The organism is Furfurilactobacillus sp. W61-4 (assembly GCF_057545565.1).
In genome coordinates, this window is record NZ_BAAJNZ010000003.1 from 25,146 (window position 1) to 50,460 (window position 25,315).

The following is a 25,315-nucleotide window of genomic DNA, read 5'->3' on the forward strand; positions in this document are numbered from 1 at the left end:
TCATCATTATAAAAACGGCATCCATCAAGAATAAATGGATGCCGTTTTTATAATGTTTTTTAATCTAATTAACGTAAACCAACTAAACTAGCAAAGACTGGCACGACTGCATTGACAACGATACCAATGATGACCACCGCGATGGCCCCCATTGATCCTTCGACTGACCCTAAACTCAAGGCAAAGGCCGAACCAATCGTGTGACCAGAGGTTCCTAAACCTAACCCTGTCCCAATTGGATCAGAGTCTAACCGGAAGACCTTCACTAGCCACTTACCTAATGCGTAAATAATCACTGCGTTAACGATACATGCCATAGCCGTAACTGCCGGACTGCCACCAATCGCCGCTGAGATTGGTAATGCGATCGCGGTCGTCGCAGCCTGTGGCAACATTGATGCAATCCCTAATTTGCTTAATCCAATGGCCTTAGCTACTAGATAAATCAACGTTAAAGAAATAAAAGAACCAACAACTAACGCTAATAAGATCTCTTTCCAAAATTTCTTCACAATATCATTACGCTTATACAATGGGACTGCAAAGGCAATTGTAGCCGGGTTCAAGAACCAAAAGATAATGTCACCACCCGGCTTATAAGCTTGCGTATAAAAGGCCGCGGTGCTCATCCCAAGCAGCTTGGCTAACGCCATTAACGCTAAAATCCCGGCAACCATGCCGACAAATAAGGGCTGAAATAAAAAGAACCCATGCGAAATTTTAAATAACCATTGACCCAGTAAAAAGACCACAATCGATAGAAAAATGCCAAAAAATGGGGTAACAAAGTAGGCCAAAGGTCCTTTAACAACGGGTGCTGTTGCCATTAGTAACGTACCAATTGTCATTTTGCTTACCTCTCATCTTTCGTTTCTGTGTCCACGTGAGCATCTTGGTGCAACCAGTGAACGCGCATCCAAATAAAAAGCCGCGTACAATAAGCAATCGTAACCAGCAAGATCACCGTCGAAATTATGATGACAACAATGAGCTTCCAACCCTCTTTGCCCAGAATATCAAGAGTACCAGCTAGTTGAATCCCTGATGGAACAAACAAGAAGCCAATAATGCCAATCAAAAAGGCCCCCAAGCCATCCACCCATTCAACTTTAATAATGTGCAAATTCAAAGCGACATATAAGAGCACTAACCCCACTACTGGTGTCGGTAGTGGAAAATTGGGAAAGGTTTTCGCCCCCCACTCAGAAATCAACCAAGAAACAAACAAGACAGTTGCATAAACGCCAATTTGAATCAAAATCGGTGCAGGCTTTGGCGCTGATTTTGGTGTGTTCTTTGACTTCTCCATCAACGTTTCCTCCATTCAATTGAGCAAGCTTGAGTTTGTGAAATTGAGTTTCTTTTCTTGCATTATAACTGATCACGTATCAGATTAGAAGCTTTTGTATCGGCATTGTAAGCGCTTTATAATTTATCGACATTTTGTTAAAGTTTGTTCATAACATTTAGGCCAAATCACAAAATTCACAAGCTATTCGTAGGAACAACCCAAATTTGATGCTAATCACGACTAGTTGATGGTTTTCCGCGATTAGCTGATCGTAAGCTTTAAAAGCGATCCGAAACTAGCTTTACCTCAAAATAATTGATCTGTGGTCAAAAGACAGTTTAGTCACACCACGCTATCTTTCCAATGATCCCGTTATCATATGCTTGCACGTCAAAAGCGCATAGAAACGGGCCTATTGCCATTTCTATGCGCTTCTTTGTTTAATAATTGGTTGCTATTTATCGGCCATTTACCTGATGATCGGCAAATAACACTTACGGCTAGTCCTTATGAAACAGATATTCTAAAGCCGAAATCAAATTAAGCAACTCGCTACCTCTGCGTAGACAGCGCTTAATAATAAACTATGCGTCCTTTATCTCATACAACTTTCGTTTGAACAGATTTATGATGCCTGTTTTACTGATGCAGGACGCTACTTTCCAAAATTACTGACTCGTAAAAAACTTCAAACCCAGGTTCCAATGCCAAGTCCTACATCATGTCCAATACTTGGTTTTTGCAAAGCGGTATAAAGCGCCAGTGCTTCCGCCGAAATGTTCTTTGATAAAGCTAATTTACCAAAGGCTTGTTGTAAATCTTTGATGACCCGTCCCTCATCGACGCCCGAGTTCAATTCATTGATGCCTTCGACAATGATTTTTTGTTCATTTTGCTTTTTTAAGTGCAGCTGTTTTAGCTGACTTAACCAATCTTTGCTCACGTTAACTCATTCCCTTTAAGAGATCTCGTATGAAAATGTTGAAACCAATCATTTATGATAGTTCAACTTAATTGCGATGCAATCGCGTGCTGTTATTAGGACTACATTTGTGCGGTTTAGTGTTACAAAGTGCATCTCACTCAACTACGACAATCACCCAATCCTGTTATAACTGATTACACCTCAGATTAGAAGTTTTTACGTCGTTCATGTAAGCGTTTTATGATTTATCGACCTCAATATTTTGTTTCCGTACCACCAAAAAAACGACACGTTGTCTCAAAGAGACTCAGTGTCGTCACTACCATCATTAATGGTTATTCTAATTAGTGTAAATTAACAATTGCCGAGAAAATCGGTACAACGATATCAATCACGATTCCGATAATAACCACCGCAATCGCAGCCATCGAACCTTGGGCTGAACCGAGTTCCAACGCGAACGCTGAACCAACGGTGTGTCCAGAAGTTCCTAATCCTAGTCCAGTCCCGATTGGATCAGAGTTCAAACGGAACACCTTAACCAGCCAACCACCAAGCGCGTAAATGATCACGGCGTTCAAGATGCAGGCCATGGCCGTAACGGCGGCGTTACCACCGATTGCGGTCGAAATTGGCAAGGCAATCGCAGTCGTTGCTGCTTGTGGGAGCATTGAGGCAATACCGATGTTACTCAACCCGAAGGCCTTTGAGATACCATAGATGATGAACAAGGATACAAAGGCCCCAATAATGAGCGACAGCAGAATTTCTAACCAGAATTTTTTGACAATATCATTACGTTTGTACAATGGCACGGCAAACGCGATCGTCGCTGGGTTCAAGAACCAGAAGATGATATCGCCTCCTGGTTTGTAGGCCATCGTGTAAAACTTCGCGGTATCCATACCTAACATTTTTGCTAACACAATCAGTGCAATAATCCCTAAGACCATACCGACGAATAAGGGCTGAAAGAGAAAGAAGCCATTGAACTTCTTAAATAACCATTGACCTAACAAATAAACAATTACGGATAAGAAAATGCCAAAGAATGGTGTTGCAAAGTAAGCTAATGGTCCAGTGATAACTGGTGCCGTCGCTGCAAGAATGGTAAATGACATGATTGTGCTCCTTTCTACTGTTTATCCTTCGCGTCAACTTCTGCGTCACCGTGGAATAAGTGGACTCGAATCCAAATAAATAACCGTGTCGTGTATGCTACCACGACCAAGAGAATCACAGTGGATAAGATAATGACGACGATTAGCTTCCACCCTTCATGTTGCAAGATTCCCAAAGTACCAGCCAACTGGATCCCTGAAGGCACAAACAAGAAACCAATCAGGCTAATCATGAAGCCGCCGAATGAATCTACCCACTCCACCTTCACGATTTTCAAGGTTAATGCTAAGTACAAGAGCACTAAACCAATCACTGGTGTTGGCAAAGGAAACTTGGGAAAGGTTTTCGCAAAGAATTCTGAGATTAACCACGAAATAAAAAGAATCGTGGCGTAGATCCCAATCTGAATAAGAATTGGTGCTGCCGGCGTCTTTTCGCCAGTTGCTGCCTGTGGTGCTGGTTGATTAGAGCTAGGTTGCTTTGCTGCCATGACAATGACCTCCTAGTCATGTGAATGATTGCGTAACAATGATGAGAACATGAATTCATCTCACCTAACATCATCATTTTACGAATATCCGCGCTCTAATTGCTGTTTCACTTGTCAAAGGTCAAAAAACGCGCTCGAAATGCCATAATCAAGTGATGAAATGACAAGCACATCCGTTGACTTTGATCACGTTTGAACTTATGCGTTTGCTGACACCTAGCAAATACGATAAAACGCATAGTTAAATCAACTAGCTATTCACGACACCAGTAAACCTGTCGTGCCAATAACTACAAACAACAAGCTGTCGTCAGAAAAAGCTGAGACCAAACTAAAATCGCCAAAACGCGGAACAAAGTAAGCTGACTTTGTTCCGCGCGCCAAGATTTAATCAAATTGTGATCGACCTTACATGTTCAACCGCTGTTTCATGTCTTTAACAAAAGAGCGGCTGACAGGCATCTTCTCTCCATTTGTCAGCGTGATTTGGTACGTGTGGTTAAACCAAGGTTCGACCTCTGAAACCGCGTTTACATTCACAACCATGCTGCGATGAATCTGCATGAATTGCTCAGGTGCCAAACGGGTCAGTAACCAGCTCAACGTCTGGTGTGCCCCAATCCGTTGCGTGCTAGTGATAATGACTAATTCTCCATTTTCGACGAAGCCCGCCAGAATATCGCGTTGTTTCAATACCCGTGTCTTCTCATCTTCGGTAATCGAGATCACTGCATTTGCCCTCGGCATCGGCATGGTGTTTGTTTCCGGCTGGTCAACACCGCGCGTCTGCAAAGCCGTCTCAGCTTTGGCAAGGGCTTGATCAATTCGTCGTTGTTCAAATGGTTTTAGTACGTAATCAATCGCGTCAATATTAAAAGCCCGAACCGCGTACTGATCATAAGCGGTCGCGAAGACAACAAGCGGTGGTGTGGCTAATTGGTGCAATTTATCAGCTAAATCAAAGCCATTTTCGTTACTTAACGAAATATCTAAAAAGACCAGATCCATTGGTGTTGCAACTAGCTGGGTAATCGCCGCAGCAATGGAGTCCGCTTGTTGCACTTTAGTCACCACCTGATTTTGACTTAACAAATACTCCAACTCATCACGTGCCAATGGTTCATCATCAACGATGAGCACTTTCATCACCGACAACCTCCTTTTCCGGAATGATCAAACTTACGCGAGTTCCTGTCACGCCCGTTTCAAAATGTAAACGACTCATTTGGCCATAAAGCCCCGTTAGTCGAGCGTTCAAATTTTCCAAGGCGGTTCCACTCCCCTTGGCCGACTTAACAATTTGATGGCCGAGTTGTGGCAATAACTCGGCATCAATCCCTAAGCCATTATCAATCACTTCGATCTGCAGTGCCGCCGACAGTTGGCGGACGTTAACCCACACCTGATTACCGTACCGTCGATCACCAAACGCATGACGCAGCGCATTTTCCACTAGCACTTGAATGGTGAATGGTGGCAACATGACGGTATCTTGAACCGAAGTATTGAAATGAATCTGATATTTATCAGGAAACCGCGTTTGCTCAAGTGACAAGTAGGCTTCAACATGCTCACGTTCCTGCTGGAGCGTAATTTCGGTCTCACGAACGCCCTGTAAATTAGTCCGAAAATAAGTCGACAGCTGTAACAACAATTGTCGTGCTTTATCCGCGTTCGTTCGCATTAGCGCCGAGATCGTATTGATCGCATTAAAGAAAAAGTGTGGATTAACTTGAGCCTGCAAAGACTTAATCTCCGCATCTTTGACTAGTTTCGACTGTTCCTCAGCCATTCCCAAGGCCAACTGACTAGAGAAAATCGAGGCCAAACCAGTTGCTAACTGTTCTTCGACGGGCGTTAAATTCTTCGCATTAGTAAAGTACATTTTTAGGGTGCCCACGACTTGTTGCTGCACGATCAGGGGAATCACTACCGCCGCCGCTAATGGGCAATCCGCATGCGGACAACCAATTTCTACTTTGCTATGGGCAATTCTCATTTCGCCAGTTGCTAGGACCGTTTTCGATAAACTGGTCATCACTTCTTTTTCCGGAATATGGTGATCACTGCCGGCCCCAACATGGGCCAACACATCGACGGAATCAGTAATGCCAATGGCATCAAAATTCGTATAATTGCGAATAATCGTGGCCGCCTGCTGCGCGTTGGCCTCATTCAAGCCAGAACTAAAAAAGGGTAACGTTCGATCAGCCAGCTCCAACACATCGTGCGTTTGCACAGCCCGTAGTTGCTCTTCTTGGTGTAAATAAGCCGAGATGACTGACATAAAGATCGATGTCCCCACACTATTTAAAATCATCATGGGAAAGAAAATCAAGCGGACCAGTGCAAACCCAGCATGACTAAACCCAAAAATGAATAGCATTTGCACTGCTTCCATTGACAGGCCAAGCAATGCTGACGTTGTCGTGCTGGGATACTGATTTCGATCTGCATTGTGTTGACCAACAAGCCCAGACAAGATGCCCACCAACAGTGAACTGGCAATGTAAAATAAGTCAGAGCCATTTCCTTGGATCACCCGATGAACCCCGGCAATTAGGCCAACAATACTCCCCACAACTGGGCCACCGACCAAACCAGCGACTGTGATCGCCAGTGTCCGAGTGTTGGCAATGGAGTCAGTCGCCGGCAGGCCAGTCAACCACGTACTGGAGATGAGCGTATTATGGGCGGTAATCTCCACGCCGGTTAAATTAGAAATAATGGCAAATAACGCAAAAATAATGATTAAAATCCCTTTAGCCGGCCACGTATCCCGATCTTTTAGTAGCTGACGAAAGTAGCGAACATTAACAAGCATGAAAGCCAAGATAATGATTAGGCCGACGCGCTGCATCATTAGTAAAAATAAAGTCAGCATGGTTACATTCCTCTCACAAACTTACATCTATTATACGCGTGACAATCGCATCTCTGAAAGACAAACGTGTTTAAGCGGTTAACGATTTAGCACTAAATGCCGCTGGTGCCGAATCTTCCATAACCATTTTTAAACGGTCAAGATGCCTATTAATCCTGTCTCCAATTCGATGCTCCTCTAAATGTTGTCGTCACCTATCCGCTTGCGGGTCTGTCTTGAAACCCTTATATTAAACGTGGATGTCGCGTCGCATTAGTAGTTAAACGCGCATAACTACCATAACAAGTAAGGAGCTGCTCATATGCCATTAGCCTCGCCCAAACGGCCTGCCAGTGTTCAAGCGTTGTTCACCAAATTGGCACCACGCTATGATCGCATGAACAATATTATTTCACTTGGTCAGCACAAAAAGTGGCGACAACGCGCCATGTCAATCACAACTATCTTACCAGGTGATCTGGCCTTAGACCTTTGTTGTGGCACAGGTGATTGGACGATTGCGTTAGCTAATTGTGTGGGGTCTAAAGGTCAGGTCGTCGGCGTAGACTTCAGTAGTGCAATGGTTAGCATCGCCCAGAAAAAAATCGCGTCCCAAGATTTGACCGATCAAGCAACCGTCATCGTCGGTGATGCCTTACACTTACCATTTCCAAACGACACTTTCGCTGTCGTCACGATTGGCTTTGGTTTACGTAATTTAGCCGATCGAGCAGCCGGTCTCGCAGAAATTTTACGCGTTTTGCAACCAGGTGGTCAGCTGATTTGTTTAGAGAGTTCACAACCAACTGCGCCAATCATTCGGCCGCTTTGGCATTGGTACTTTAGCCGAATCATGCCGTGGCTTGGTCAAGTGTTCGCTCATGCTCATGATGAATATGACTATTTACAACGCACAACGGCCACATTCCCTAGTTACCAAGCGTTATCAGAAGCCTTTGAAACGGCAGGATTTACTAACGTCGCCTTTCAACGGTTTACCTTTGGCGCCGCTGCCTGCCACACTGGATTTAAACCAACCGCAACGCCCGTTTACAGTCATTAAAAATTCGCGTACACTAACACCAAATCACGTTATGAAAGTCAGGGATTCATTGTGTCGGAAGAACGCTACTATCAGCCCAAAGACAGTAAGGATGCAATGCGCTACATTGAGCGACTCTTTAATCGTTACAAAGACGCGCCAATAACCCAAGCATTAGTCGATTATAATCACAATTTAACGGCTTCATTAAGAGACGATATTGCCACTGCGGCAGTTAATGAGGGCGCCCCTAAACGTCGCGACACGGCCCTGTCGATGGCCAATGAAATGGATCGTTGGGCCCGTGTACGTGCTGCGGGGCAACCCTATCATGGGCGATTGCGCCATTTTAAATTTGAAGGTGAGGCTGCTTCGCTCAGATTCAAAGCGAACCAACTGAAAAATCACCAGACTGGTTCTTTGCGCGCCACGCGCCATTAAACTTGGCTTCTTTGCGCTAGTATTTAAATTGATCTGAATAATAGCGATCCCTATCTTCAGCCTGTACTGGCAAAAAGATAGGGATCGTTTTCGTTTATTCGCGGTTCAAAACACGTTATTTAAACAACAACTTCGTCACTAATTTAAAACTCCTCACCGTCGTATGAATTTGGTGATGATTCATATGCTTGAGTAAAATTTCATGATAATTTGAGATTCGTCCGGCGGTCAAATAACGTAACGACTGAGCTTGAACGATTGGAACAGCATTATCCGTATCTTCGCCATCCGTTGACCCATAGACATTATCAATCTGGGCATTACGATTGGCCAATAAATGTGGTGCATCGACCATTAGTTGTCGATAAATCCGGGTGGGACGTTTCGGCTTACCATTGCTGAATAAGTCCTTGGCATGATTAGCGCCTTCATCTACCGGAGTTCCCAACAGTACCATCCGATTTAACCGAGGCAACCGCGTGTCATTGCCGTAGCGGATCAACTGACTGACTAAGGCACTCCCACCCCAAGAATGACCTACGGCGTTATATTGTGTCACCCCATAGCGTTGTTTCAAGAGGATTAAAATCTGATTGAGCCATTTGACCTGTGGCTGATACGTGTTCGCCAAATTCCGGGAGAAGGTTACTTGAATCAGCGGATTAACATCAGTCGCCTTCAAACGACCATACACATGGATATGCCCCAACCAATCAACATTGATTCGCATTACTTTGCCGGCTGTATGTTGTTCTTGCATGTAGCCAATCATTTGATTAAATGAATTCGCAGAGGTGCCCCAACCAGGCATAAAAATGGTCGGGATATGGGTCTGATGAACGTTTGCGTTCACCTTAGCAGCAGTCAAAGGCTCTGGCGCCACGCCAATACTCGTTACTTTTTTGAATAAGGTAAAGCTGGCGCCCAAGACAAGAATTATCGCACCTGCAATGGTCCAAATGCGTCTATGCATAGCCTTTCCTCCCGTGAATTAATCATTGTCACTGTACCCCTTTTGTCCACCGGTGACTAGCAGTGTTACCACCCTTTGAGAAATCTTTAGTTGGTTCACTTTTGTAAGCATTAAAGACAGACATTGTGACACGACACGCTTATACTCATTTTGAACAACCCTATTAAGGAGGAACAATAAAAATGGCAAATCCAATTTTAGCAATCGTCGGCGTTGGCCAGACAGGTTTAGCTCAAGGTCAAGCAAAATTATTTGCACAACACGGTTTTGATATCGCCCTAATTTCTCGCGACCAAGCGGCATTAAAAGCGGCTGCCAATGAACTGGCGGCTTTGAATATCAAGACCACAATTCTGACCGCCGATTTAACCAAATTAGACACGATTACCGTTGCCTTCGACCAAATTAAGTCGCTCGGACAATTACGAGCGGTTATTTTTAACGCCACTTACCGACCAGGAATTGCGCCAACTAAGATGACGGCTGAGCTGGTCCAGACCGGCCTCACAATTGGTGCGGTAGCTCCTGTCGCCATCGTTCAGGCTGCCCTACCGCAATTAACTGCTACTACTGAACCAACCGCGTTATTATTTACGAACAGTATTGCGGGTGCCAAGCCGTCAACAAATGCTGCCTTGCAGGCCATGGAAAAAGCTGCCATGCGCAACTATGTGATTACTTTAAACGAAGACTTAACGAAAAAGAAGTCAGCTGTTTACGCCGGCATGGTCACCATTAATACGTATATTCGCCAGGGCAAAAAGGAAAACCAAGATCCAGATAATATCGCGCGAGCCTACTATAAGTTGTTTGAAGAGCGAACTCCGGTTGAATTACCCTATCATGATTTAATTCCTGAATAGTTCGCCATCAAAAAAGAGTGGGGCATAACGCCGAATTGAGAGCGATCACTAGCGAAAAAGTGGGCACCTTCCAAAAGTATGGAAGGTGCCCACTTTATTGCTAGGTACAGCGCTCAGGCGCTTGTCGCACGTTTTGACCATGGCGACGTAGTACACAAAAGACGAAGCCAACCACCTTTTATAAGTTATGTCCCAAAGGCTTTTATTAACAAATTTTATTTAAAACAAATCTATTTGGTGGTCACTCGGTGTCACTTCATCCACTGCCGACTGCGCCTTCGCCAAAGGTTGCACGCCATCGTGTTTACCGGTTGGATTGTCAGCACTCATGACATCCATCGTTCGATTCAACAATTCATCCACAAATACATTCCCGCGATTATCTGCATGCCCCTTCGTCCATTCAAAACGAAGCTGTTTAAACTGGGACAGCACCTGGCTCATCGCTTGCCAAAGTGCTTGATTAGCCACAACTTCGCCATTGCTCTTGCGCCAGCCACGCCGTTGCCATCCTACTAGCCATCGTTGGGTAATGGCATCTAACACATATTTCGAGTCGAGAACCGCTACGATTGGTGCCTGTTGCCGACCAGTTGCGACTAAGGCACGCAACGCCGTCAATAAACCAGTGAGCTCCATTTTATTGTTGGTTGCGCCAAATTCGCCTTGTGAGTCAAAATATTGATCTGTCGGCGTTTGAACTAAGTAGGCCCAGGCAGCTGGATCACCACTTCTGACATGACCACCAGCGACATTACCCGTGTTTCGTGAACCACCGTCGGAGTATACGACAATTTCATCAGGTCGTGGATTACGAACTCGATTAATCGCTGACTTGGCCGTTGCCTTCTTTTGATATTGACCACCTGCATCTAACCATGCTTGGGCTTCCTGCCTAGTTGGGAAACTCTTATATCGCGCCCCAGCCACGCCGTCGACTTGTTGTTTAGCTTGCGACCAAGTGGTGTAAATCCCAGGAACCTTTCCCTTAGCAATTGCGTAAAACTTATGACCTGCCATGCTTAGCCTTCCTTCCCTTTGTTGGACTCGATAACCTTCGTCCACGCTCGCCATAGCTTTTGTTGTACCGTTGGCATCGCAAATTGCGCAAAGGCTGACGGTGCGATCACTTGACCAGGAAACAAGCTTAGGTCGGGGTCTACTGACAATGTTGCCTGAACCAATTTCAATTGCCATTTTTGATGCGTAAATGTGTGGCTGACACGACGTCCAGGAACCGTCGAAAGAGTCACTTCAATCCCGGTATCGGCAGCAAACATCTCGGCTGCCCGTTTGATTAAAATCTCTTCGTCAAGTTCACCTTGTTTTTCGTCATCTTGCACTAAATCAGCTTCCAACTGCAACGGAAAGGTCCACAATTCTGCCAGCATCCCGGTCGAAGGACGCTGTGTGAATAAGTAGCCCGTTGGCGTTTGGATCACCAAGGCCAAATAAGCCATTGGCACCGGTCGTGGTTTTACGCTTCGAACGGGATAGTCCAGCTCTTTTCCATCTATGAAGGCTTGATTAAATGCACGAACCGGTGAATGTTCACTATCCGGCTGCTTGGCCGTCATGTAGCTACTACCAAGGTCCATAATCGCTTGATTGAAGTCACCCGGCCGGTTAGGATCAATAACTTCGCCAATAACCTGCTCAAATAATTGGCGTGTTTGTGGTTTTGTAATATCGGCGTCGATTTCCATCAACCGGCTAAACACGCGAAAGGCATTACCATCGACCGCTGGTACCGGTTCTCCAAAGGCGATGCTGGCAATTGCGCCAGCCGTATACGGACCAATCCCAGTTAATGTCTGTAATTCAGCTGCCGTCGTTGGCCACTGACCATGACGCTCATTAACGATTTCTTGAGCAGCCCGCTGCAAATTGCGCGCCCGCGAATAGTAGCCTAATCCAGCCCAGGCACGCATCAATTGTTCGGTTGGAGCACTCGCTAATGCATTAACGGTCGGAAACATGGTCATAAAGCGTTGATAATATGGAATGACCGTTTGGACTTGAGTTTGTTGCAACATGATTTCCGAAACCCACACATGGTAGGGATCGTGATCCTTACGCCAAGGTAGCTCCCGACCAGCTTCGTCATACCAAGACAGTAGCGTTTTGCGAAATGCGGTTATTTTATTTGGCGACCAGTGTTCCACGTATAGCGCCTCCCTAAATTCAGTGCTGTTATCGTAGCATATTCTGGGCCGCCACCTTGATTTTATATTATAAGATTAAACAAACCTTTGTACCCAAGTGAGACTATCGGTTCGAGAAAATAAAAGAGACGTTTCATTTCTAATGACTAAGCACCCCAATCAACAAACTCAGAGCGAAACAAGCTGGGCTATAGCTCGACAAACACTGACCTAATTACGCTGGGGTATTAAAATGCTTAACCCTTGTTTACGTAACGAAAATGACAGTGGAATCCAAGCGTTGGTGGTCCGTCGAACTGGCTTACCCGCAGCAATTCGCGCCATCTGCATTTCATAATAACTCAACCCAATCATCGAACCGATCTTACCATCCAGACTTTTAATCCCAGTAGATAAGAAATCTAAAGCAATCGATTGAAATTGGCCAGATCGAATCTGCCTTGGTAAGTCTGGCACTAATGTCAAAACCCGGGCCGTCCCCACCATTTCAGTGGCACCATCGGCCACGGCTGCGTTCATCCCCGCGGCTGTTTTAAAACCACCGGTCACGGCAATGGGCGTCGAAATTTGAGCCTTGACCTTTGCCGCATAGTTAACGAAAAAAGCGCCACCAGTTGTCTTGATCATTTCAGGATTTTCGTAGTTACCGCCAGAAATTTCAATCAAATCGACCCCTAGTTCAGACAACTTTTTAATCACTGTCAATGAATCCGCTTCACTAAAGCCGTCCTCACTGAAATCAGTTGAATTAATCTTAACTCCGATGGAAAAATCATCGCCAACGGCTTCACGCATCCCCGTATAAATCTCAACTAAGATTCGCATCCGATTAGTGAGATTACCTCCATATTCATCAGAACGACGGTTATCATGTGGAGACAAAAATTGATTCAGCAAGTACCCATGTGCCGCATGAATTTCCACCCCATTAAAACCAGCCTTTTTAACGATTTCTGCAGATCTGACAAATTTACGAACGATCTCGTGAATTTCATTGACCGTCAACTCACGTGGCTCATTAAATGCGAAGCTGTTAGCACCTGCCATTGGGACCGCGCTGGGGGCTACAGGATGCTGACTCACGTTACGTGGCGATTGCTTACCTGGATGATTTAATTGCACCCAGATTTGCGCGCCATTTTGTTGACCGGCTTCAGCCCAGGTTCGTAACCAGCCTAGATTACTTTCGTCTTCAATCACAACATTGCCGACCTCACCAAGGGCATTTGAATCGATCATTACATTACCGGTGATGAGTAAGCCTGTTCCACCCTCTGCCCAACGCCGATATAAATTGATTAGCTGTTGCGTCGGACGATGGGCTTTATCTCCCATCACCTCACTCATTGCGGGCTTCAGAAAGCGATTTTTAATTACCGCACCACTAGCTAGTGTTAATGGCGAAAATAAAGTTGATGTCGTCATAAAACGGTCTCCATTCCTTTTGATTGTAGGTTTAAACGAGCGAACTTATGAATTTTAAAAACAGACAACGTTGACCGTTGTCTAAATAATTCTATCCTACGTTCGTTTGTTTAAACCCATTAAATCATAATGATTTTTAGTTTGCAAGTTTAGCTTTTTATGAAACAGTGACTTGCTCACCTACTTTCTGCAAATTAAGTTTATGGTCGACCAATGACACGCCTAACCAGTCGCAATCAATCCGGTATATGGACCACTTTACAGGATCATCGTTGATGATAATAATTTTTCATTGACCACCGCCACGGCATGCTGAATCTGATTTTGGTCATGATGTTCTTGTTCAAAAACGAGTAAGTCATAAGAAAATTCATCGCAGTAAACATCGGTGGCAATCGCGCCTAAATTGCTACCTCGCCGAACGCTAACTTTAACTTGTTTAACGCCTAAAGCTTGCGCAATGTCGGCTAAATCAGTTCCAAAACGCGACGCCTCGGCCATTAAATTAGTCACGTAATTTGGCGTTAATGCATCAAAGATGCTAATTTCATCGTCGTCTACCCAAACGATAATGCCTAGTGTCGCTTGATTCGTTAACGCCGTTTGGAGCGCATAATCAAACCCGTCGACGTTTTGCGTCTTGGCATTAACGACAGTTGCAACAAGGTCAAAGCGAGTCGTATCGATTAATTGCATCCAAATCACTTCCTTCTCGTGAGTATTGTTTCTTTTGGAAACTTTCATGAGTATAACACCCATTGTTTCCTAAAGAAACATTTTGCGTTAAAATAAACCCACAAACCGATTTTGCTTTTAATCGACTATCCTATTCACAAAGGAGAACTAATGGCACAGGATCAATCAAAAAGCCAGGAACTAAATGATCTTTACTCACAATTAATTAACTTCGAAACCGCGCGTCAGCCGTTCGACCAACGTTTTCAACAAGTCATCGATATGCACAGAGCCCATGGTCATCATGGTGATTTTCCGAGAGGGATCGGCTTCGATCCTCACGACATGCATAACTGGCAGCGCTGGTCGGAACATTTTAAGCATCATTTCCGTGAACCTGTTCGCAATGTTTTAATCACCATTCAAAAGAATCCTGGCATTAATGCCCGAACGATTAGCGGTAAATTAGATCTTCTGCCAGGCACTTTATCTAAATATTTGAAGGCCTTGATTGGCCGACGACTCGTCAAGGAAGAAACCAACCCTGACAACCGGCGGGAAAAGTTTTATTACTTGACCGATAATGGCAAATGGTTGCTTTCCTTAGTTCAAGATGTCCAGTCGGATGATCAGCAAGCTAAAACGGCGGTCTTCGACGAGTTCAATGAAGATGAACAAGCTGTCATCATCCGTTTTCTATTGGCAATGCGTCATCGTAATGACGACTAAAAAAACCGGCCGATGGTGACATCAGCCGGTTTTATCAACCTAATTAGTCATGAAATAATGGCGTGGACAAGTATCGTTCACCATTATCAGCCGCTAAAGCCAAGACTTTCTTACCCTTAGGCAGCGCCTTGGCTTTTTCAATCGCTGCCCAAACAGCAGCACCACCAGAGAAACCTAATAAGATGCCCTCTTGACGGCCAATTGCTCGAGCAGTGGCAACCGCATCTTCACCAGTCACATCTGTCACACCATCATAAATCTTAGTATCCAAAACATCTGGGACAAAGCCTGTCCCAATTCCCTGAATGGGGTGTTTGCCAGGGTCGCCGCCATTTAAGACTGCCGAAGCAGCCGGTTCTACACCAATAATTTCGACGTTAGCATTGGTTTCTCGCAAAAACTTGCCCGTTCCGGAAATGGTGCCACCAGTGCCAATTCCGGCAACAAAAACATCAGGCGTTCCGTCGAAATAATCGACGATTTCTGGACCGGTCGTTTCATAATGAGCTTGTGGATTAAGTTCATTAATGAATTGGCCTAAACGAATATAGCCACCTTTTTTTAGCGTTTCATTAACTAGATTAATAGCACCGTTAATCCCTTCTGCGCCTGGAGTCTCAATCAATTCCGCGCCATAAGCACGCATCAATTGTTTACGTTCCTCACTAGCAGTATCCGGCATGACAAGCACTGCATGATAACCCTTAGCCGCAGCCACCGCAGCGATACCAATTCCAGTGTTCCCAGAAGTGGGCTCAATGATGGTTGTCTCAGGGGTCAACGAACCATCCTCTTCCGCGGATTCAATGAGTTTTAAAGCGATCCGATCTTTAACAGAACCGGCCTCGTTGAAGAATTCCAGCTTGACATAAACGTCAGCAGCATCCACCGGTGTCGAACGTTGTAATTTTACAATTGGTGTGTGACCGATGTAATCCAAAATGCTTTCTTTTTTAATCATAATGAAGTTCCTTCCTTCAATTCAGGTTGTTGGTTATAGATATGAATAGCGGGAATTTGTTGTTGCCAGGGTCGAACAACATGTGCTGGGTTACCCGCAACGGTAGTCCCTGAAGCAACTTCCTTGAGCACTACACTACCCGCACCAATTTTAGCTTGACTGTGAACCGTAATCGGCCCAAGGATTAGCGCGTTGGCGCCGATAAAGACGTGATTGCCGATTTTAGGATGTCGGCGGCCGGTGATTGCATGACGTGAACCGAGTGTAACGCCATGTAGTAAAGTCACATCATCACCAATAATTGCGGTTTCACCGATAACCACTCCCATCCCGTGGTCAATAAATAGACGACGGCCAATGGTAGCACCAGGATGGATATCAACACCGGTATGATGACGGGCCCAGTGGCTAATTAACGCGGCCGTTAGTCGATGACCGTGCCGCCAAAATCGATGAGCTACTCGGTATAACACAGTCGCTTGATAACCTGGGTAAGTTAAAACCACTTGCAATCGACTTTGCGCTGCAGGATCTTCTTTGATGATCCGATCAATCGTGTCAAACACGCCTTTTCCTCCTCGTAGGTCAAATTAAAACGCATCCACTTCCGGTAACTCAGTTGAGACCAAGTCAGGGAAGTGGATGCGTTGACGCCGTCATTTAAAAGGTGCTACTGGTTAGCCGACTAGGCCTCCACACAGCTAGCAGTGGTGCTAGACAGATGACGTTTCCCAAAACTTAGTACGCAATCGATAGCACTACAACAAGTTAAGTTAGTCATCGTCCACACCTCTTTTTCCGTTATAAATTATTTGTTAGTGTACCGACTTCTTTTTTGTAAGTCAAGTAAAATCAGAGCAGAGCGTGAACCAGGCCGTTTTGAGTCCGAGCAACAACGGACACCCACAATTGGGTGTATTTTACCCGGTTGTGGGTGTTGGTTGTGCACAGGACTCAGGTCTGGTGAGCGCGTTTAGAAAGAGCGTGAGCCAGGGTGACCCTGCGCATCACTATAGCCTTGAAGAACTGATACAATTTGACTAATGTTCGCTTGAACATCCACTAGCTCATGAAAATTCTGTCATGAAAGGTTGTGACCCATATATGGAAATTATGTTTGCGGTTGGTATCTTAATTGTGGCAGTCATTGCCGCTGAAATTATTTATCAACAATTTTCTGCGATTCCCCTCGCTTTTTATCAGATTGGGGCTGGGGCTTTGTTGTCGTTGACGACCTTGTACCACCACTATCAATTTGATCCTGAATTTTTCTTGTTAGCTATCATCGCACCAATTATGTTCAATGATGCCCAAGAAACTTCGCGCAAGACGCTCTCCCGTAACATCATGGATACGCTATCTTTAGCAATTATGTTGGTGATTACAACCGTTTTAATCGTTGGTTTTGGCGTTCATTTAATTTATCCAGCGTTAACGCTATCTTTGGCTTTCCTGTTGATTGCCATCGTGACGCCAACCGATGCGACAGCCGTCAGCTCAGTCACGCAAAACTTGCAGCTACCTACTGGACTGATGGATACCTTGAAAAACGAATCCTTGTTCAACGATGCTTCTGGAATTGTCGCTTTTGATTTAGCGTTAACTGCTTTTATGTCAGGCGATTTCTCTGTTAGCCATGGTGTCATCTTCTTTTTAGAAACATTTTTCGGCGGTCTGCTGATCGGTGCATTCCTTGGCTGGCTAATCACAGCACTCCGAATTGCGTTGATACGATGGAATATTGAAAGTGCCTCTATCGCCGTGCCAGTTCAATTATTGACCCCATTTGTGATCTATTGGGTGGCTGAAGAACTCCATGTCTCCGGCATTCTGGCAGTTGTCGCAGCCGGTCTGATTCACGGAATCGAACGAGACAACTTACGACTAACTTCTACCAAAATCCAGGTTGTCAGTACCAGTGTCTGGGGGCTATTGACCAGCCTGTTAAATGGCTTTGTCTTTGTGCTACTAGGCGTTAGTTTACCCACTATTATTGATAACCTATTGGCAAAACATCAAATTTCCATTTTGATACTGACAGCCCTAGCCATCGGTATTTATGCCTTGATGATGGGAATTCGTTTTCTCTGGATTCGTCAATTTATCCGATTACCCTTCGGCAAGAGCGTTAATCTATCCGCCGCCCTGCTAAGTCTTAGTGGCGTTCATGGGACAGTAACGCTGGCGATGGCTTTTTCATTGCCATTAACCTTGACAAACGGAACGACTTTTCCCATGCGCAACGAACTCATTTTTATCGCTGCCATTATCATCCTACTCAGTTTAATTGTCCCATTATTCACTATTCCATTTATCCTGCCAGCACAGCAGTCAGAGGATCAAGACGACTTCGATACGGCCCATCACGCCATGTTAGATTATGCGATTGCCTGGTTGAAGAATAACGCAACGGAATCAAATGCCCGCCATCAAGTTATTGAGACGCTTGCCTTTGAAAAAGGCTTGCGCACACGTCCGGACCGTAAACAGGTAGATGCCCTCTTCAAAATGGCAACACAAACAGAGGTGGCTGCAGTAAACCAGCGAATTAATAGTGGTGAACTAACCAACTTCGAGCAGACCCTTTATCAACGCTACGTTTTCATGTTGACGAGTCGGCAAGCAAGTCCGACTGGCCATACACGGATTGGTTTGCGGACAAAATACATTTTGGCCAAATTGATCCACCCGTTCAAACGCTATAAAATGCGCAAAAAGGCCCACCAAATTTACCAACAAGCCGATCTGCGGCAACGCGAATCTTCACAGCGGTCGACCAGCGATCAACAAGTCGCTGTTACCCGCACTAACAAGCAACAGCCGATTAGCCAATCATTGATTACGGCGGTAAATGAACAACCTTTGGCCACGTTAAATCAATCACGTCAAATTATGATTAACGTTGAGCAGCTTGGCAATCAAGCGGTGATGACTTGGCTAAAGAATCAACAGGTGAGTTCCGATCAAGCGGCCATAAATTTTGTCCGGGATACCTATATCAAACGAAGTCGGCGCTTCAAGCGCGATGACGACAAAGCCGATGATGAGATGCTCAACGCACTCTATCTAGCTGCCTTCCAGGCGGAATATCAATTTGTTCAAGATGCCTTAAGTCGCGATAAACTCTCAACTAGTTTAGCCAAAAGCCTACGCGAACAAGTTTCTTACGATCAAATGGTCTACATGCAAAATGACAATCTTTAACCACTTTAGAATTCATCCAGATGGAATTGCCGTCGCAGTTTAGTGACTATCTCATCGCTGAGCGTTTCACTGGTAAACCGTTGCAATGGCGTCCACTGGTGACGATCTTTAAACGCTACCGGTTGCGTTGCTAAAACAGCGATTAGTAAGTTGTTTTCTGTTAAAAATAACTGACCAAGTTGTTTAAAATGACCACGAGTATGTTTACCAGTCCGCCAATCGTGAAGCTTTGACCCTGGGGCAACCACATAATGTCCCGCCGGATCAGTCGTCACGGGAATGCCAATGTAGCGGGTCACTTCATACTTTGCTTTCATAATTATCTCCCTAAAAACTTTCTGCGCTGATTTTACCACAGCTGGGTTTTAGTCAAGTAAGCAGGTGAAAACGTCGGAGACAGGAAAATATGCATTTCCCCTACAAAACGGCTACAATAAACATGTAATCTTTTGTGAAAGAGGTGAATGCACATGGCACAAAACTTTCCAACTGGTCAAGAAGCTAACGAAGAACGGCGGACAGTGAACGTAGATGGCGTTGAAATTACGTTATTTGTTCGTGATGACACGATTGTTAATAAGTAAGGCATAAAAAATAAGTTGCGATCCCTAACCGGACCACAACTTATTTTTTATGCCTGCAGATCACACCATCACTTTAATTAGTTTATCAAAGACGCGGGTTGGCAAAACCGTATGCATAAACACTGATACTTTAGCGCCATAACCAACTAAATATCGTGGATGCGGGTGCGGACTATTGGTAGCGCGAGCAATAGCATTAGCGATGACCATTGGATCTGACAAACGGTTAGAAGTATAGGTCTTTTGCATCTTGTCTGCTGCTTGATCAGCCATCTGCTCATAGACCGTGCCTTTGGATGAATCGCGTAAATGATCGGCAGCGATTAAGCCCCAGTTTGTCTTGATTCCACCTGGTTCGATAATCACAACATCAATGCCAAATGGGGCAACCTCCATTCGCAAAGCATCACTAAAGGCCTCTAGCGCATACTTTGTTGCATGATACCAAGCGCCCATGTAAGTTGTAATTCGACCAGCCATTGAAGAAATATTAATGATCTTACCCGCATGTTGTGCCCGCATATGTGGCAACACCAATTGAACCAAACGAGCCAGACCAAAGATATTTACTTCGAATTGGTTTTTAGCTTCGGAAATTTTCACATTTTCAATGACGCCATACGAACCGTAGCCAGCGTTATTAACGAGTACGTCAATGCGGCCGGCCTGATCAATCACGCTTTGGACCATTTCAGCGATTGAGTCCTCATCCGTAATATCCAAATGGACGGGCGTTACGCCCAGCTGAGTCAAACCAGCCATTCGGTCAACGCGACGGGCCGCGCCAAAAACTCGATACCCTTGCTTGGCTAACTTTTCGGCCGTCTGATAGCCAATACCACTACTGGCGCCAGTAATTAATACAACTTTTTCTTGATTCATCAGAGTGCTCCTTTCACTTAAAAACAATGTTATTGTCAGATAAATAATCATTTGTTTAAACATCTGAACCAATTAGCTAAAAACAAAACCGGCCTATTCCGTGCCGGCCTTACTTGCAATATCTGCTTCTAAAGAAGCCGTTAGCTCCTTAAGTAAATCTAACGCATTTCCCATATGGGCGCTGTAATAACGCTCCGTCCCAATCTGGCTAACCGACAGAATTCCGGCATCACGCATGAGCTTTAAATGATGTGACACTGCGGGACGAGAGAGTGATAGTCGGTCCGTAATCTGGTTAACCGTCATGTGATCCGTCTTGCACAACATGACCAAGATTTGCTGGCGATTTTCATCTTGCAGCATCGTGAAGATGGGGGCACCTTCTTTAAAGATTTCTAGTGTTCTTTCTGCCATTTACTCATCCCTTCAATTAGTAAAATAATTCCTATAAACGTCCATGTTCTCAAACCATTTAACGATATTTGCTTAAATTTGTCAACAAATCTTCGTTGACAGCAGACAACGAACGCGCTAAAATTTCCCTCGTGATTAGTTCAAAAGATTAAACTAATAAACTCAAAACTGGAGGAGAAATTTTGACAACAACAATGAAAGCAGCCGTGATCGATCGCTACAAGCAACCAAAGCCAGTGATCAAAACCGTACCACGCCCTAGCATCGGACCAAATGATGTGCTGGTTAAGATCATGGCAGCCAGTATTAATCCCATTGATATTAAGACCAAAGACGGCGGTTTGCGAATGTTACTCAAATATAAAATGCCCATGATTATGGGGAGCGATTTTGCTGGCATTGTGACTGAAACGGGTTCTTTTGTATCAGATTTTAACGTTGGTGATGCCGTCTACGGTCGTGTCCAAAAGAATCGCATCGGTACCTTTGCTGAATATATCGCCGTGGGTCAAGGCGACATTGCTAAGAAACCGGCGAACTTAACGTTTTCACAAGCTGCTGCGATTCCCCTGGTTGGATTAACGAGCTATCAAGCCCTACATGACATTATGAATATCCAACCGGGTCAAAAGGTGATGATTCAAGGTGGTTCTGGCGGAATCGGTGTCATGGCAATTCAAATCGCCCACTATCTCGGTGCATACATTGCCACGACAACCAGCAAAGACAACTTTGATTTAGTTCGTTCGCTGGGCGCTGATTACCCGATTGATTTTCGGACAACTAACTTTGCTAATGTGCTCAGCGATTATGATTACGTATTTGATACTCGAGGCGGCAAAACGCTTACCGATGCCTTTAAGATCGTAAAGCCTGGTGGAAAAGTCGTCAGTATCTCTGGCTTACCAAACGCCCGTTTTGGCAAAGAATATGGCGTACCCTTGTGGAAACAACTGGCGTTTGGCTTCGTGACTCGTGATTTAACCAAATTGGAAAAGCAAACGGGCGCCTCGTACACTTTCCTATTCATGAAACCAAGCGGCGTTGAATTGGAAACATTGCGTCAGCTCATTGAAGCTGATATTTTGAAACCGGTCATTGATCGCATACTGCCTTTTTCTGCTATTAACGAGGCTTTGGCATACTCAGCTTCCGGTCATGCAACCGGAAAAATCATCCTGAAGATGACTGATGATAGCAGAACGGAGGCCTTGGCATGATCATTTCTGTCGTTAGTTTCCTCGTTGCTATAATCATCACGATGTTACTTCGCCGTCAAACGAATCGGCAACCAACTGCGACTTGGCTGGTAAGTGAAAGCTTGTTCACAGGTTCAACAGGCTTTCTATTTGCCTTAATGTTATGGTTAATCGTTCAGCAGTGGCGGATACCAATTGGCTCCTTTTTAACCAGTCTACTCTGGTTAATCATGTTTGTTGGGGAGGTCATCGCGGTTCGACTGCTAGGAACGCACTTTGCTGCACTTAGTCAGACTGCTCCTAGTTCTTTGAACATCGCAAAACTAGTGGACGGTTTGTCCTATCATGCAGCAACTTTTTGGCAATTGATGGTTGGCATTATGTTGTTCACAATTGGCACCACCCACAGTTGGCCAAATTCGGGTCTCCTAATTGGCTGGAGCTTTGTAATGAGCGTCGCAATTACTTTGCAGAGCGCCGTTAAGTTATTTCATGTCGCGCTTTATGATTAATGATTGAGACAAAAAATTAAATATGAATCGTCGTAAGCAAGACCTGAGTCCAAATTCCAATCGACTCAGGTCTTGCTTTTGCTAACCTATAGGTACAAAAGTTTGGGACATAACTTATGTAATTTGTTGTTCTGATGCACCATGCCGCCACAGTCAAAATGTGTGACAACCGTTTGAGAACTGTGACTAGCGAAAAAGGGAGAATCTTCCGTACGGAAAATTCTCCCTTTTTCGCTAGTGCTCACGCTCAGTTTGTCAATATGTCCCACGCTTAAGATAGAACCCTCTATTTAACTTCGTTGAGTAATAACTTAGCCACTGCTCGAACTGAAAACGGATTTTGCCCTGTTAGCAAATGACCATCTTTAATAGCATATTCACTGTAGAAACGTTTCTTTTCAAAATGAGCACCATGGGCTTCGGCGGCTGCCTTGTTTAAAAACGGGACAACTGATTTCTTACCGGCAATGATTTCTTCAGCGGTCGTAAAACCTGTGACATTTCTTCCATCAATCAAATAATCGCCTTGATCATTCTTGATGTTCAACAAACCCGCAATTCCATGGCAAACCGACGTTACATACCCATCATTGCGATAAATAGCCATCGCTAACTTTTGTAACTCAGGATTGTCAGGAAAGTCCCACATCACCCCGTGACCACCCGTATAATAAATAGCAAAATAATCGGCTGGATTAACTTGATCAGGTCGTAACGTATTCTTTAACGCACGGTCAACAAAATCCTGACTTTCATATACCCGCATAATGGCTTCATCGGTATACTTCATACTTCGCGGATCGAGTGGAACAAAACCACCCTTAGGACTGACAAAGTCGACATCAATCCCAGCATGGTTCATTTCGTCGACAAATTCGGCAGCCTCACCTAACCATAAACCGGTCGGATCCTTGGTGCCTTGATACCGTGTTGTGTTGGTTTCAACCACTAATACTTTTTTCATATCAGTTACTCCTTGTCATGATCTTGGTGACATCGTTTAACATCTGTTGTAATTTATCAAGCGTTTGTGTTTCATGGGTCAAAAAATAATAGTTCTTTGTCCCGACACTATGACATTGCACTAATTGGGCGGCTTTAAGAATCTTTAGATGATGAGAAACTGCCGGTCGCGACAGATGCGTCGCTTCCGTCAGTTCAGTAACTCGCACCCCCTGACAAGCCTGATCCTCTAATAAACGAATGATAATGGCTTGACGCTTTTCATCACCTAACGCGATCAGGAATTCACGACAAGTGGAAAATTCCTCTTTCAATGCGGTAAATTTTGCCATATTGCATCTCCGTTCATCATTTTAAACTATTAAACCATCGAACGCTGTCATTGTCAAATGACCCTGACCAACTTACAGCCACAACTTGAAATAAAAATTGCGTTGAATATTACTTTCAAACTAAAAAAGCAGAACGTAAGGTCACTTATCGACTTACGTTCCACACTCTGAATATAGCTTTAATTAAATAAATTTGTGATCAAACTTAAACTCAATGTTTGCTTAGTGATTTCCATTCATGATCCAATCTGTCGCCATTGTCATCGCTGCTCGAGTAGCATTGGTCTGATCTAATGAGTTAACCATCACAAAATCATGAATCATCCCTTGTAAACGCAATTGCGTCACGCTAACTTCGGCCTCACGCAGCTTGTTAGCGTAGGCCTCACCTTCATCACGCAATACATCCGCTTCACCAGTTACGATCAGCGCCGGCGGCAGTTCTCGTAACTGTTCAATCGTCGCGCGTAAAGGTGACGCGGTTATTTCTGCTCGTTGTTTTTCGTCTGCCGTATATTGATCCCAGAACCACTTCATGCCGTCCTTCGTTAGGTAATAACCGTCCGCAAACTGATTGTAAGACGCCGTTGTAAAATCAGCATCAGTCACCGGATAAAAAAGCAGCTGCTGTAAAATTGGTAATCCACTGCGTTGTTTCGTCATCAGGGTCATCACCGTCGCCATATTCCCGCCGACTGAATCACCGGCAACGGTCAGTCGACTGAGATCAAACTTCTTACTTTCAGCCAAGTGACTCAATTGCTGTAAAACGGCGTAGTTTTGCTCAATTGCTGTAGGATACTTGGCTTCCGGAGACCGCGAATATTCGGGGAACACGACAACTGAGTTCGTCCGCACCGCCAACTCACGAACTAACTTGTCATGCGTTTGGGCACTACCAAAGACCCATCCTGCACCATGAATATAGAAGATGACAGGCAACTGGCGATAATTGCCAGCTGGACGAACAATTCGCACTGGCACGTCGCCCCACTTACCCGTTGCAACAAGGATATCTTCAATATCAACGTTATATTTATTAACTGGTGACGTTTGTACTTTTTCCAATAATGCACGGCCGTCTTTGGGCGGTAATTCATAAATTCGTGGATGCGGTTGATTGGCTTCACAGAAGGCTTGTGCTGCTGATTCAAGAACGATTTTTTGATCCATCAGAATGCTCCTTTACTTAATTACGGTCGGTAATGAGACGACTGCGGCAAGGTACAATTCACGTTACATGCCTAGGATAACTAATTT

27 protein-coding genes are annotated in these 25,315 nt (G+C 44.7%); 7 read left to right on the top strand and 20 right to left on the bottom strand.

Translation table 11 applies throughout. The annotated features are described in order from the left end of the window. Nucleotides 1–68 precede the first annotated feature (68 nt). The 7 genes from lrgB (AC27FN_RS04405) to AC27FN_RS04435 form a co-directional block, all read right to left on the bottom strand. Nucleotides 69–827, bottom strand: coding sequence for an antiholin-like protein LrgB (gene lrgB, locus AC27FN_RS04405; protein WP_487167050.1), 759 nt, complete (start codon nt 825–827; stop codon nt 69–71). A 26-nt stretch (nt 828–853) separates the two neighbouring features. Then, the gene (locus AC27FN_RS04410; RefSeq protein WP_487166806.1) at nt 854–1,309 is read right to left on the bottom strand and encodes a CidA/LrgA family protein; all 456 of its coding nucleotides are present in this window, start codon (nt 1,307–1,309) and stop codon (nt 854–856) included. Between the two features lie 670 nt (nt 1,310–1,979). After that, nucleotides 1,980–2,234, bottom strand: a complete 255-nt coding sequence (locus AC27FN_RS04415; RefSeq protein WP_487166807.1) for a hypothetical protein — start codon at nt 2,232–2,234, stop codon at nt 1,980–1,982. A 326-nt stretch (nt 2,235–2,560) separates the two neighbouring features. Further along, nucleotides 2,561–3,337, bottom strand: coding sequence for an antiholin-like protein LrgB (lrgB, locus tag AC27FN_RS04420; protein WP_487166808.1), 777 nt, complete (start codon nt 3,335–3,337; stop codon nt 2,561–2,563). Nucleotides 3,338–3,351: 14 nt separating this feature from the next. Then, nucleotides 3,352–3,828, bottom strand: a complete 477-nt coding sequence (locus AC27FN_RS04425; RefSeq protein ID WP_487166809.1) for a CidA/LrgA family protein — start codon at nt 3,826–3,828, stop codon at nt 3,352–3,354. A gap of 408 nt (nt 3,829–4,236) precedes the next feature. Next, the gene (locus AC27FN_RS04430) at nt 4,237–4,974 is read right to left on the bottom strand and encodes a LytTR family transcriptional regulator DNA-binding domain-containing protein (RefSeq protein ID WP_487167051.1); all 738 of its coding nucleotides are present in this window, start codon (nt 4,972–4,974) and stop codon (nt 4,237–4,239) included. Continuing rightward, nucleotides 4,955–6,712: a LytS/YhcK type 5TM receptor domain-containing protein gene (locus AC27FN_RS04435; RefSeq protein ID WP_487166810.1), complete on the bottom strand. Its 1,758-nt coding sequence runs from the start codon at nt 6,710–6,712 to the stop codon at nt 4,955–4,957. Before AC27FN_RS04435 ends, AC27FN_RS04430 begins: the two co-directional genes overlap by 20 nt. A gap of 301 nt (nt 6,713–7,013) precedes the next feature. On the opposite strand from AC27FN_RS04435, the gene AC27FN_RS04440 reads away from it, so the two are divergent. Both AC27FN_RS04440 and AC27FN_RS04445 read left to right on the top strand, forming a co-directional pair. Next, complete coding sequence (locus AC27FN_RS04440; RefSeq protein ID WP_487166811.1) at nt 7,014–7,754, top strand: demethylmenaquinone methyltransferase; 741 nt, start codon at nt 7,014–7,016, stop codon at nt 7,752–7,754. A 51-nt stretch (nt 7,755–7,805) separates the two neighbouring features. Beyond that, the gene (locus AC27FN_RS04445; protein WP_487166812.1) at nt 7,806–8,174 is read left to right on the top strand and encodes a hypothetical protein; all 369 of its coding nucleotides are present in this window, start codon (nt 7,806–7,808) and stop codon (nt 8,172–8,174) included. A gap of 115 nt (nt 8,175–8,289) precedes the next feature. On the opposite strand, the gene AC27FN_RS04450 is transcribed toward AC27FN_RS04445, so the two are convergent. Then, nucleotides 8,290–9,147, bottom strand: coding sequence for an alpha/beta hydrolase (locus AC27FN_RS04450; protein ID WP_487166813.1), 858 nt, complete (start codon nt 9,145–9,147; stop codon nt 8,290–8,292). 182 nt (nt 9,148–9,329) lie between these two features. On the opposite strand from AC27FN_RS04450, the gene AC27FN_RS04455 reads away from it, so the two are divergent. Beyond that, complete coding sequence (locus AC27FN_RS04455) at nt 9,330–10,010, top strand: SDR family NAD(P)-dependent oxidoreductase (protein ID WP_487166814.1); 681 nt, start codon at nt 9,330–9,332, stop codon at nt 10,008–10,010. Between the two features lie 219 nt (nt 10,011–10,229). Here the strand turns inward: AC27FN_RS04455 and AC27FN_RS04460 are convergent, their stop codons facing one another. The 4 genes from AC27FN_RS04460 to AC27FN_RS04475 form a co-directional block, all read right to left on the bottom strand. After that, complete coding sequence (locus AC27FN_RS04460; RefSeq protein WP_487166815.1) at nt 10,230–11,030, bottom strand: ribonuclease H family protein; 801 nt, start codon at nt 11,028–11,030, stop codon at nt 10,230–10,232. Between the two features lie 2 nt (nt 11,031–11,032). After that, nucleotides 11,033–12,175, bottom strand: a complete 1,143-nt coding sequence (gene mutY, locus AC27FN_RS04465) for an A/G-specific adenine glycosylase (protein ID WP_487166816.1) — start codon at nt 12,173–12,175, stop codon at nt 11,033–11,035. 210 nt (nt 12,176–12,385) lie between these two features. Next, nucleotides 12,386–13,600 (bottom strand): NADH:flavin oxidoreductase/NADH oxidase family protein, encoded by a 1,215-nt coding sequence (locus tag AC27FN_RS04470; RefSeq protein ID WP_487166817.1) that lies wholly within the window; start codon nt 13,598–13,600, stop codon nt 12,386–12,388. A 258-nt stretch (nt 13,601–13,858) separates the two neighbouring features. Further along, on the bottom strand, nt 13,859–14,296 hold the full coding sequence (locus AC27FN_RS04475; RefSeq protein ID WP_487166818.1) for a hypothetical protein: 438 nt from the start codon (nt 14,294–14,296) through the stop codon (nt 13,859–13,861). A gap of 150 nt (nt 14,297–14,446) precedes the next feature. Here AC27FN_RS04475 and AC27FN_RS04480 point away from each other — a divergent pair, with 150 nt between their 5' ends. After that, a complete protein-coding gene (locus tag AC27FN_RS04480) occupies nt 14,447–15,004 on the top strand; it encodes a MarR family winged helix-turn-helix transcriptional regulator (protein WP_487166819.1) in 558 nt (185 codons plus the stop codon). 43 nt (nt 15,005–15,047) lie between these two features. Here the strand turns inward: AC27FN_RS04480 and cysK are convergent, their stop codons facing one another. Together cysK and cysE are read right to left on the bottom strand one after the other, a co-directional pair. Then, nucleotides 15,048–15,965: a cysteine synthase A gene (gene cysK / locus AC27FN_RS04485; RefSeq protein WP_487166820.1), complete on the bottom strand. Its 918-nt coding sequence runs from the start codon at nt 15,963–15,965 to the stop codon at nt 15,048–15,050. After that, a complete protein-coding gene (gene cysE, locus AC27FN_RS04490; protein ID WP_487166821.1) occupies nt 15,962–16,531 on the bottom strand; it encodes a serine O-acetyltransferase in 570 nt (189 codons plus the stop codon). Before cysE ends, cysK begins: the two co-directional genes overlap by 4 nt. Nucleotides 16,532–17,069: 538 nt before the next feature. On the opposite strand from cysE, the gene AC27FN_RS04495 reads away from it, so the two are divergent. After that, entirely contained in the window at nt 17,070–19,169 is a 2,100-nt protein-coding gene (locus AC27FN_RS04495) for a cation:proton antiporter (protein WP_487166822.1), read from the top strand. Nucleotides 19,170–19,174: 5 nt separating this feature from the next. On the opposite strand, the gene AC27FN_RS04500 is transcribed toward AC27FN_RS04495, so the two are convergent. From AC27FN_RS04500 to AC27FN_RS04510, 3 genes are all read right to left on the bottom strand, one after another. Further along, entirely contained in the window at nt 19,175–19,486 is a 312-nt protein-coding gene (locus AC27FN_RS04500) for a DUF7671 family protein (protein WP_487166823.1), read from the bottom strand. A gap of 327 nt (nt 19,487–19,813) precedes the next feature. Next, on the bottom strand, nt 19,814–20,635 hold the full coding sequence (locus AC27FN_RS04505; protein ID WP_487166824.1) for an oxidoreductase: 822 nt from the start codon (nt 20,633–20,635) through the stop codon (nt 19,814–19,816). Between the two features lie 93 nt (nt 20,636–20,728). Continuing rightward, a complete protein-coding gene (locus AC27FN_RS04510; protein WP_487166825.1) occupies nt 20,729–21,049 on the bottom strand; it encodes an ArsR/SmtB family transcription factor in 321 nt (106 codons plus the stop codon). A gap of 194 nt (nt 21,050–21,243) precedes the next feature. Between AC27FN_RS04510 and AC27FN_RS04515 the strand changes: the two genes are divergently transcribed. Together AC27FN_RS04515 and AC27FN_RS04520 are read left to right on the top strand one after the other, a co-directional pair. Continuing rightward, nucleotides 21,244–22,269: an NADP-dependent oxidoreductase gene (locus tag AC27FN_RS04515; protein ID WP_487167052.1), complete on the top strand. Its 1,026-nt coding sequence runs from the start codon at nt 21,244–21,246 to the stop codon at nt 22,267–22,269. Continuing rightward, nucleotides 22,266–22,760 carry a hypothetical protein gene (locus tag AC27FN_RS04520; protein ID WP_487166826.1) on the top strand — a complete coding sequence of 165 codons (495 nt, stop codon included), beginning with the start codon at nt 22,266–22,268 and terminating at the stop codon, nt 22,758–22,760. Before AC27FN_RS04515 ends, AC27FN_RS04520 begins: the two co-directional genes overlap by 4 nt. A gap of 286 nt (nt 22,761–23,046) precedes the next feature. Here AC27FN_RS04520 and AC27FN_RS04525 read toward each other — a convergent pair whose 3' ends face one another. From AC27FN_RS04525 to AC27FN_RS04535, 3 genes are all read right to left on the bottom strand, one after another. Further along, complete coding sequence (locus tag AC27FN_RS04525) at nt 23,047–23,724, bottom strand: type 1 glutamine amidotransferase domain-containing protein (protein ID WP_487166827.1); 678 nt, start codon at nt 23,722–23,724, stop codon at nt 23,047–23,049. 1 nt (nt 23,725) lies between these two features. Continuing rightward, entirely contained in the window at nt 23,726–24,055 is a 330-nt protein-coding gene (locus tag AC27FN_RS04530; protein WP_487166828.1) for an ArsR/SmtB family transcription factor, read from the bottom strand. A gap of 222 nt (nt 24,056–24,277) precedes the next feature. Further along, complete coding sequence (locus tag AC27FN_RS04535) at nt 24,278–25,228, bottom strand: alpha/beta hydrolase (protein WP_487166829.1); 951 nt, start codon at nt 25,226–25,228, stop codon at nt 24,278–24,280. Nucleotides 25,229–25,315 lie beyond the last annotated feature (87 nt).

Bases quoted from the DNA above. Each gene is read 5' to 3' on its own strand.
- lrgB (WP_487167050.1), bottom strand. From the start codon at position 827: ATGGCAACAGCACCCGTTGTTAAAGGACCTTTGGCCTACTTTGTTACC.
- AC27FN_RS04410 (WP_487166806.1), bottom strand. From the start codon at position 1,309: ATGGAGAAGTCAAAGAACACACCAAAATCAGCGCCAAAGCCTGCACCG.
- lrgB (WP_487166808.1), bottom strand. From the start codon at position 3,337: ATGTCATTTACCATTCTTGCAGCGACGGCACCAGTTATCACTGGACCA.
- AC27FN_RS04425 (WP_487166809.1), bottom strand. From the start codon at position 3,828: ATGGCAGCAAAGCAACCTAGCTCTAATCAACCAGCACCACAGGCAGCA.
- AC27FN_RS04430 (WP_487167051.1), bottom strand. From the start codon at position 4,974: ATGAAAGTGCTCATCGTTGATGATGAACCATTGGCACGTGATGAGTTG.
- AC27FN_RS04435 (WP_487166810.1), bottom strand. From the start codon at position 6,712: ATGCTGACTTTATTTTTACTAATGATGCAGCGCGTCGGCCTAATCATT.
- AC27FN_RS04440 (WP_487166811.1), top strand. From the start codon at position 7,014: ATGCCATTAGCCTCGCCCAAACGGCCTGCCAGTGTTCAAGCGTTGTTC.
- AC27FN_RS04450 (WP_487166813.1), bottom strand. From the start codon at position 9,147: ATGCATAGACGCATTTGGACCATTGCAGGTGCGATAATTCTTGTCTTG.
- AC27FN_RS04455 (WP_487166814.1), top strand. From the start codon at position 9,330: ATGGCAAATCCAATTTTAGCAATCGTCGGCGTTGGCCAGACAGGTTTA.
- AC27FN_RS04460 (WP_487166815.1), bottom strand. From the start codon at position 11,030: ATGGCAGGTCATAAGTTTTACGCAATTGCTAAGGGAAAGGTTCCTGGG.
- AC27FN_RS04470 (WP_487166817.1), bottom strand. From the start codon at position 13,600: ATGACGACATCAACTTTATTTTCGCCATTAACACTAGCTAGTGGTGCG.
- AC27FN_RS04475 (WP_487166818.1), bottom strand. From the start codon at position 14,296: ATGCAATTAATCGATACGACTCGCTTTGACCTTGTTGCAACTGTCGTT.
- AC27FN_RS04480 (WP_487166819.1), top strand. From the start codon at position 14,447: ATGGCACAGGATCAATCAAAAAGCCAGGAACTAAATGATCTTTACTCA.
- cysK (WP_487166820.1), bottom strand. From the start codon at position 15,965: ATGATTAAAAAAGAAAGCATTTTGGATTACATCGGTCACACACCAATT.
- AC27FN_RS04495 (WP_487166822.1), top strand. From the start codon at position 17,070: ATGGAAATTATGTTTGCGGTTGGTATCTTAATTGTGGCAGTCATTGCC.
- AC27FN_RS04500 (WP_487166823.1), bottom strand. From the start codon at position 19,486: ATGAAAGCAAAGTATGAAGTGACCCGCTACATTGGCATTCCCGTGACG.
- AC27FN_RS04505 (WP_487166824.1), bottom strand. From the start codon at position 20,635: ATGAATCAAGAAAAAGTTGTATTAATTACTGGCGCCAGTAGTGGTATT.
- AC27FN_RS04510 (WP_487166825.1), bottom strand. From the start codon at position 21,049: ATGGCAGAAAGAACACTAGAAATCTTTAAAGAAGGTGCCCCCATCTTC.
- AC27FN_RS04515 (WP_487167052.1), top strand. From the start codon at position 21,244: ATGAAAGCAGCCGTGATCGATCGCTACAAGCAACCAAAGCCAGTGATC.
- AC27FN_RS04520 (WP_487166826.1), top strand. From the start codon at position 22,266: ATGATCATTTCTGTCGTTAGTTTCCTCGTTGCTATAATCATCACGATG.
- AC27FN_RS04525 (WP_487166827.1), bottom strand. From the start codon at position 23,724: ATGAAAAAAGTATTAGTGGTTGAAACCAACACAACACGGTATCAAGGC.
- AC27FN_RS04530 (WP_487166828.1), bottom strand. From the start codon at position 24,055: ATGGCAAAATTTACCGCATTGAAAGAGGAATTTTCCACTTGTCGTGAA.
- AC27FN_RS04535 (WP_487166829.1), bottom strand. From the start codon at position 25,228: ATGGATCAAAAAATCGTTCTTGAATCAGCAGCACAAGCCTTCTGTGAA.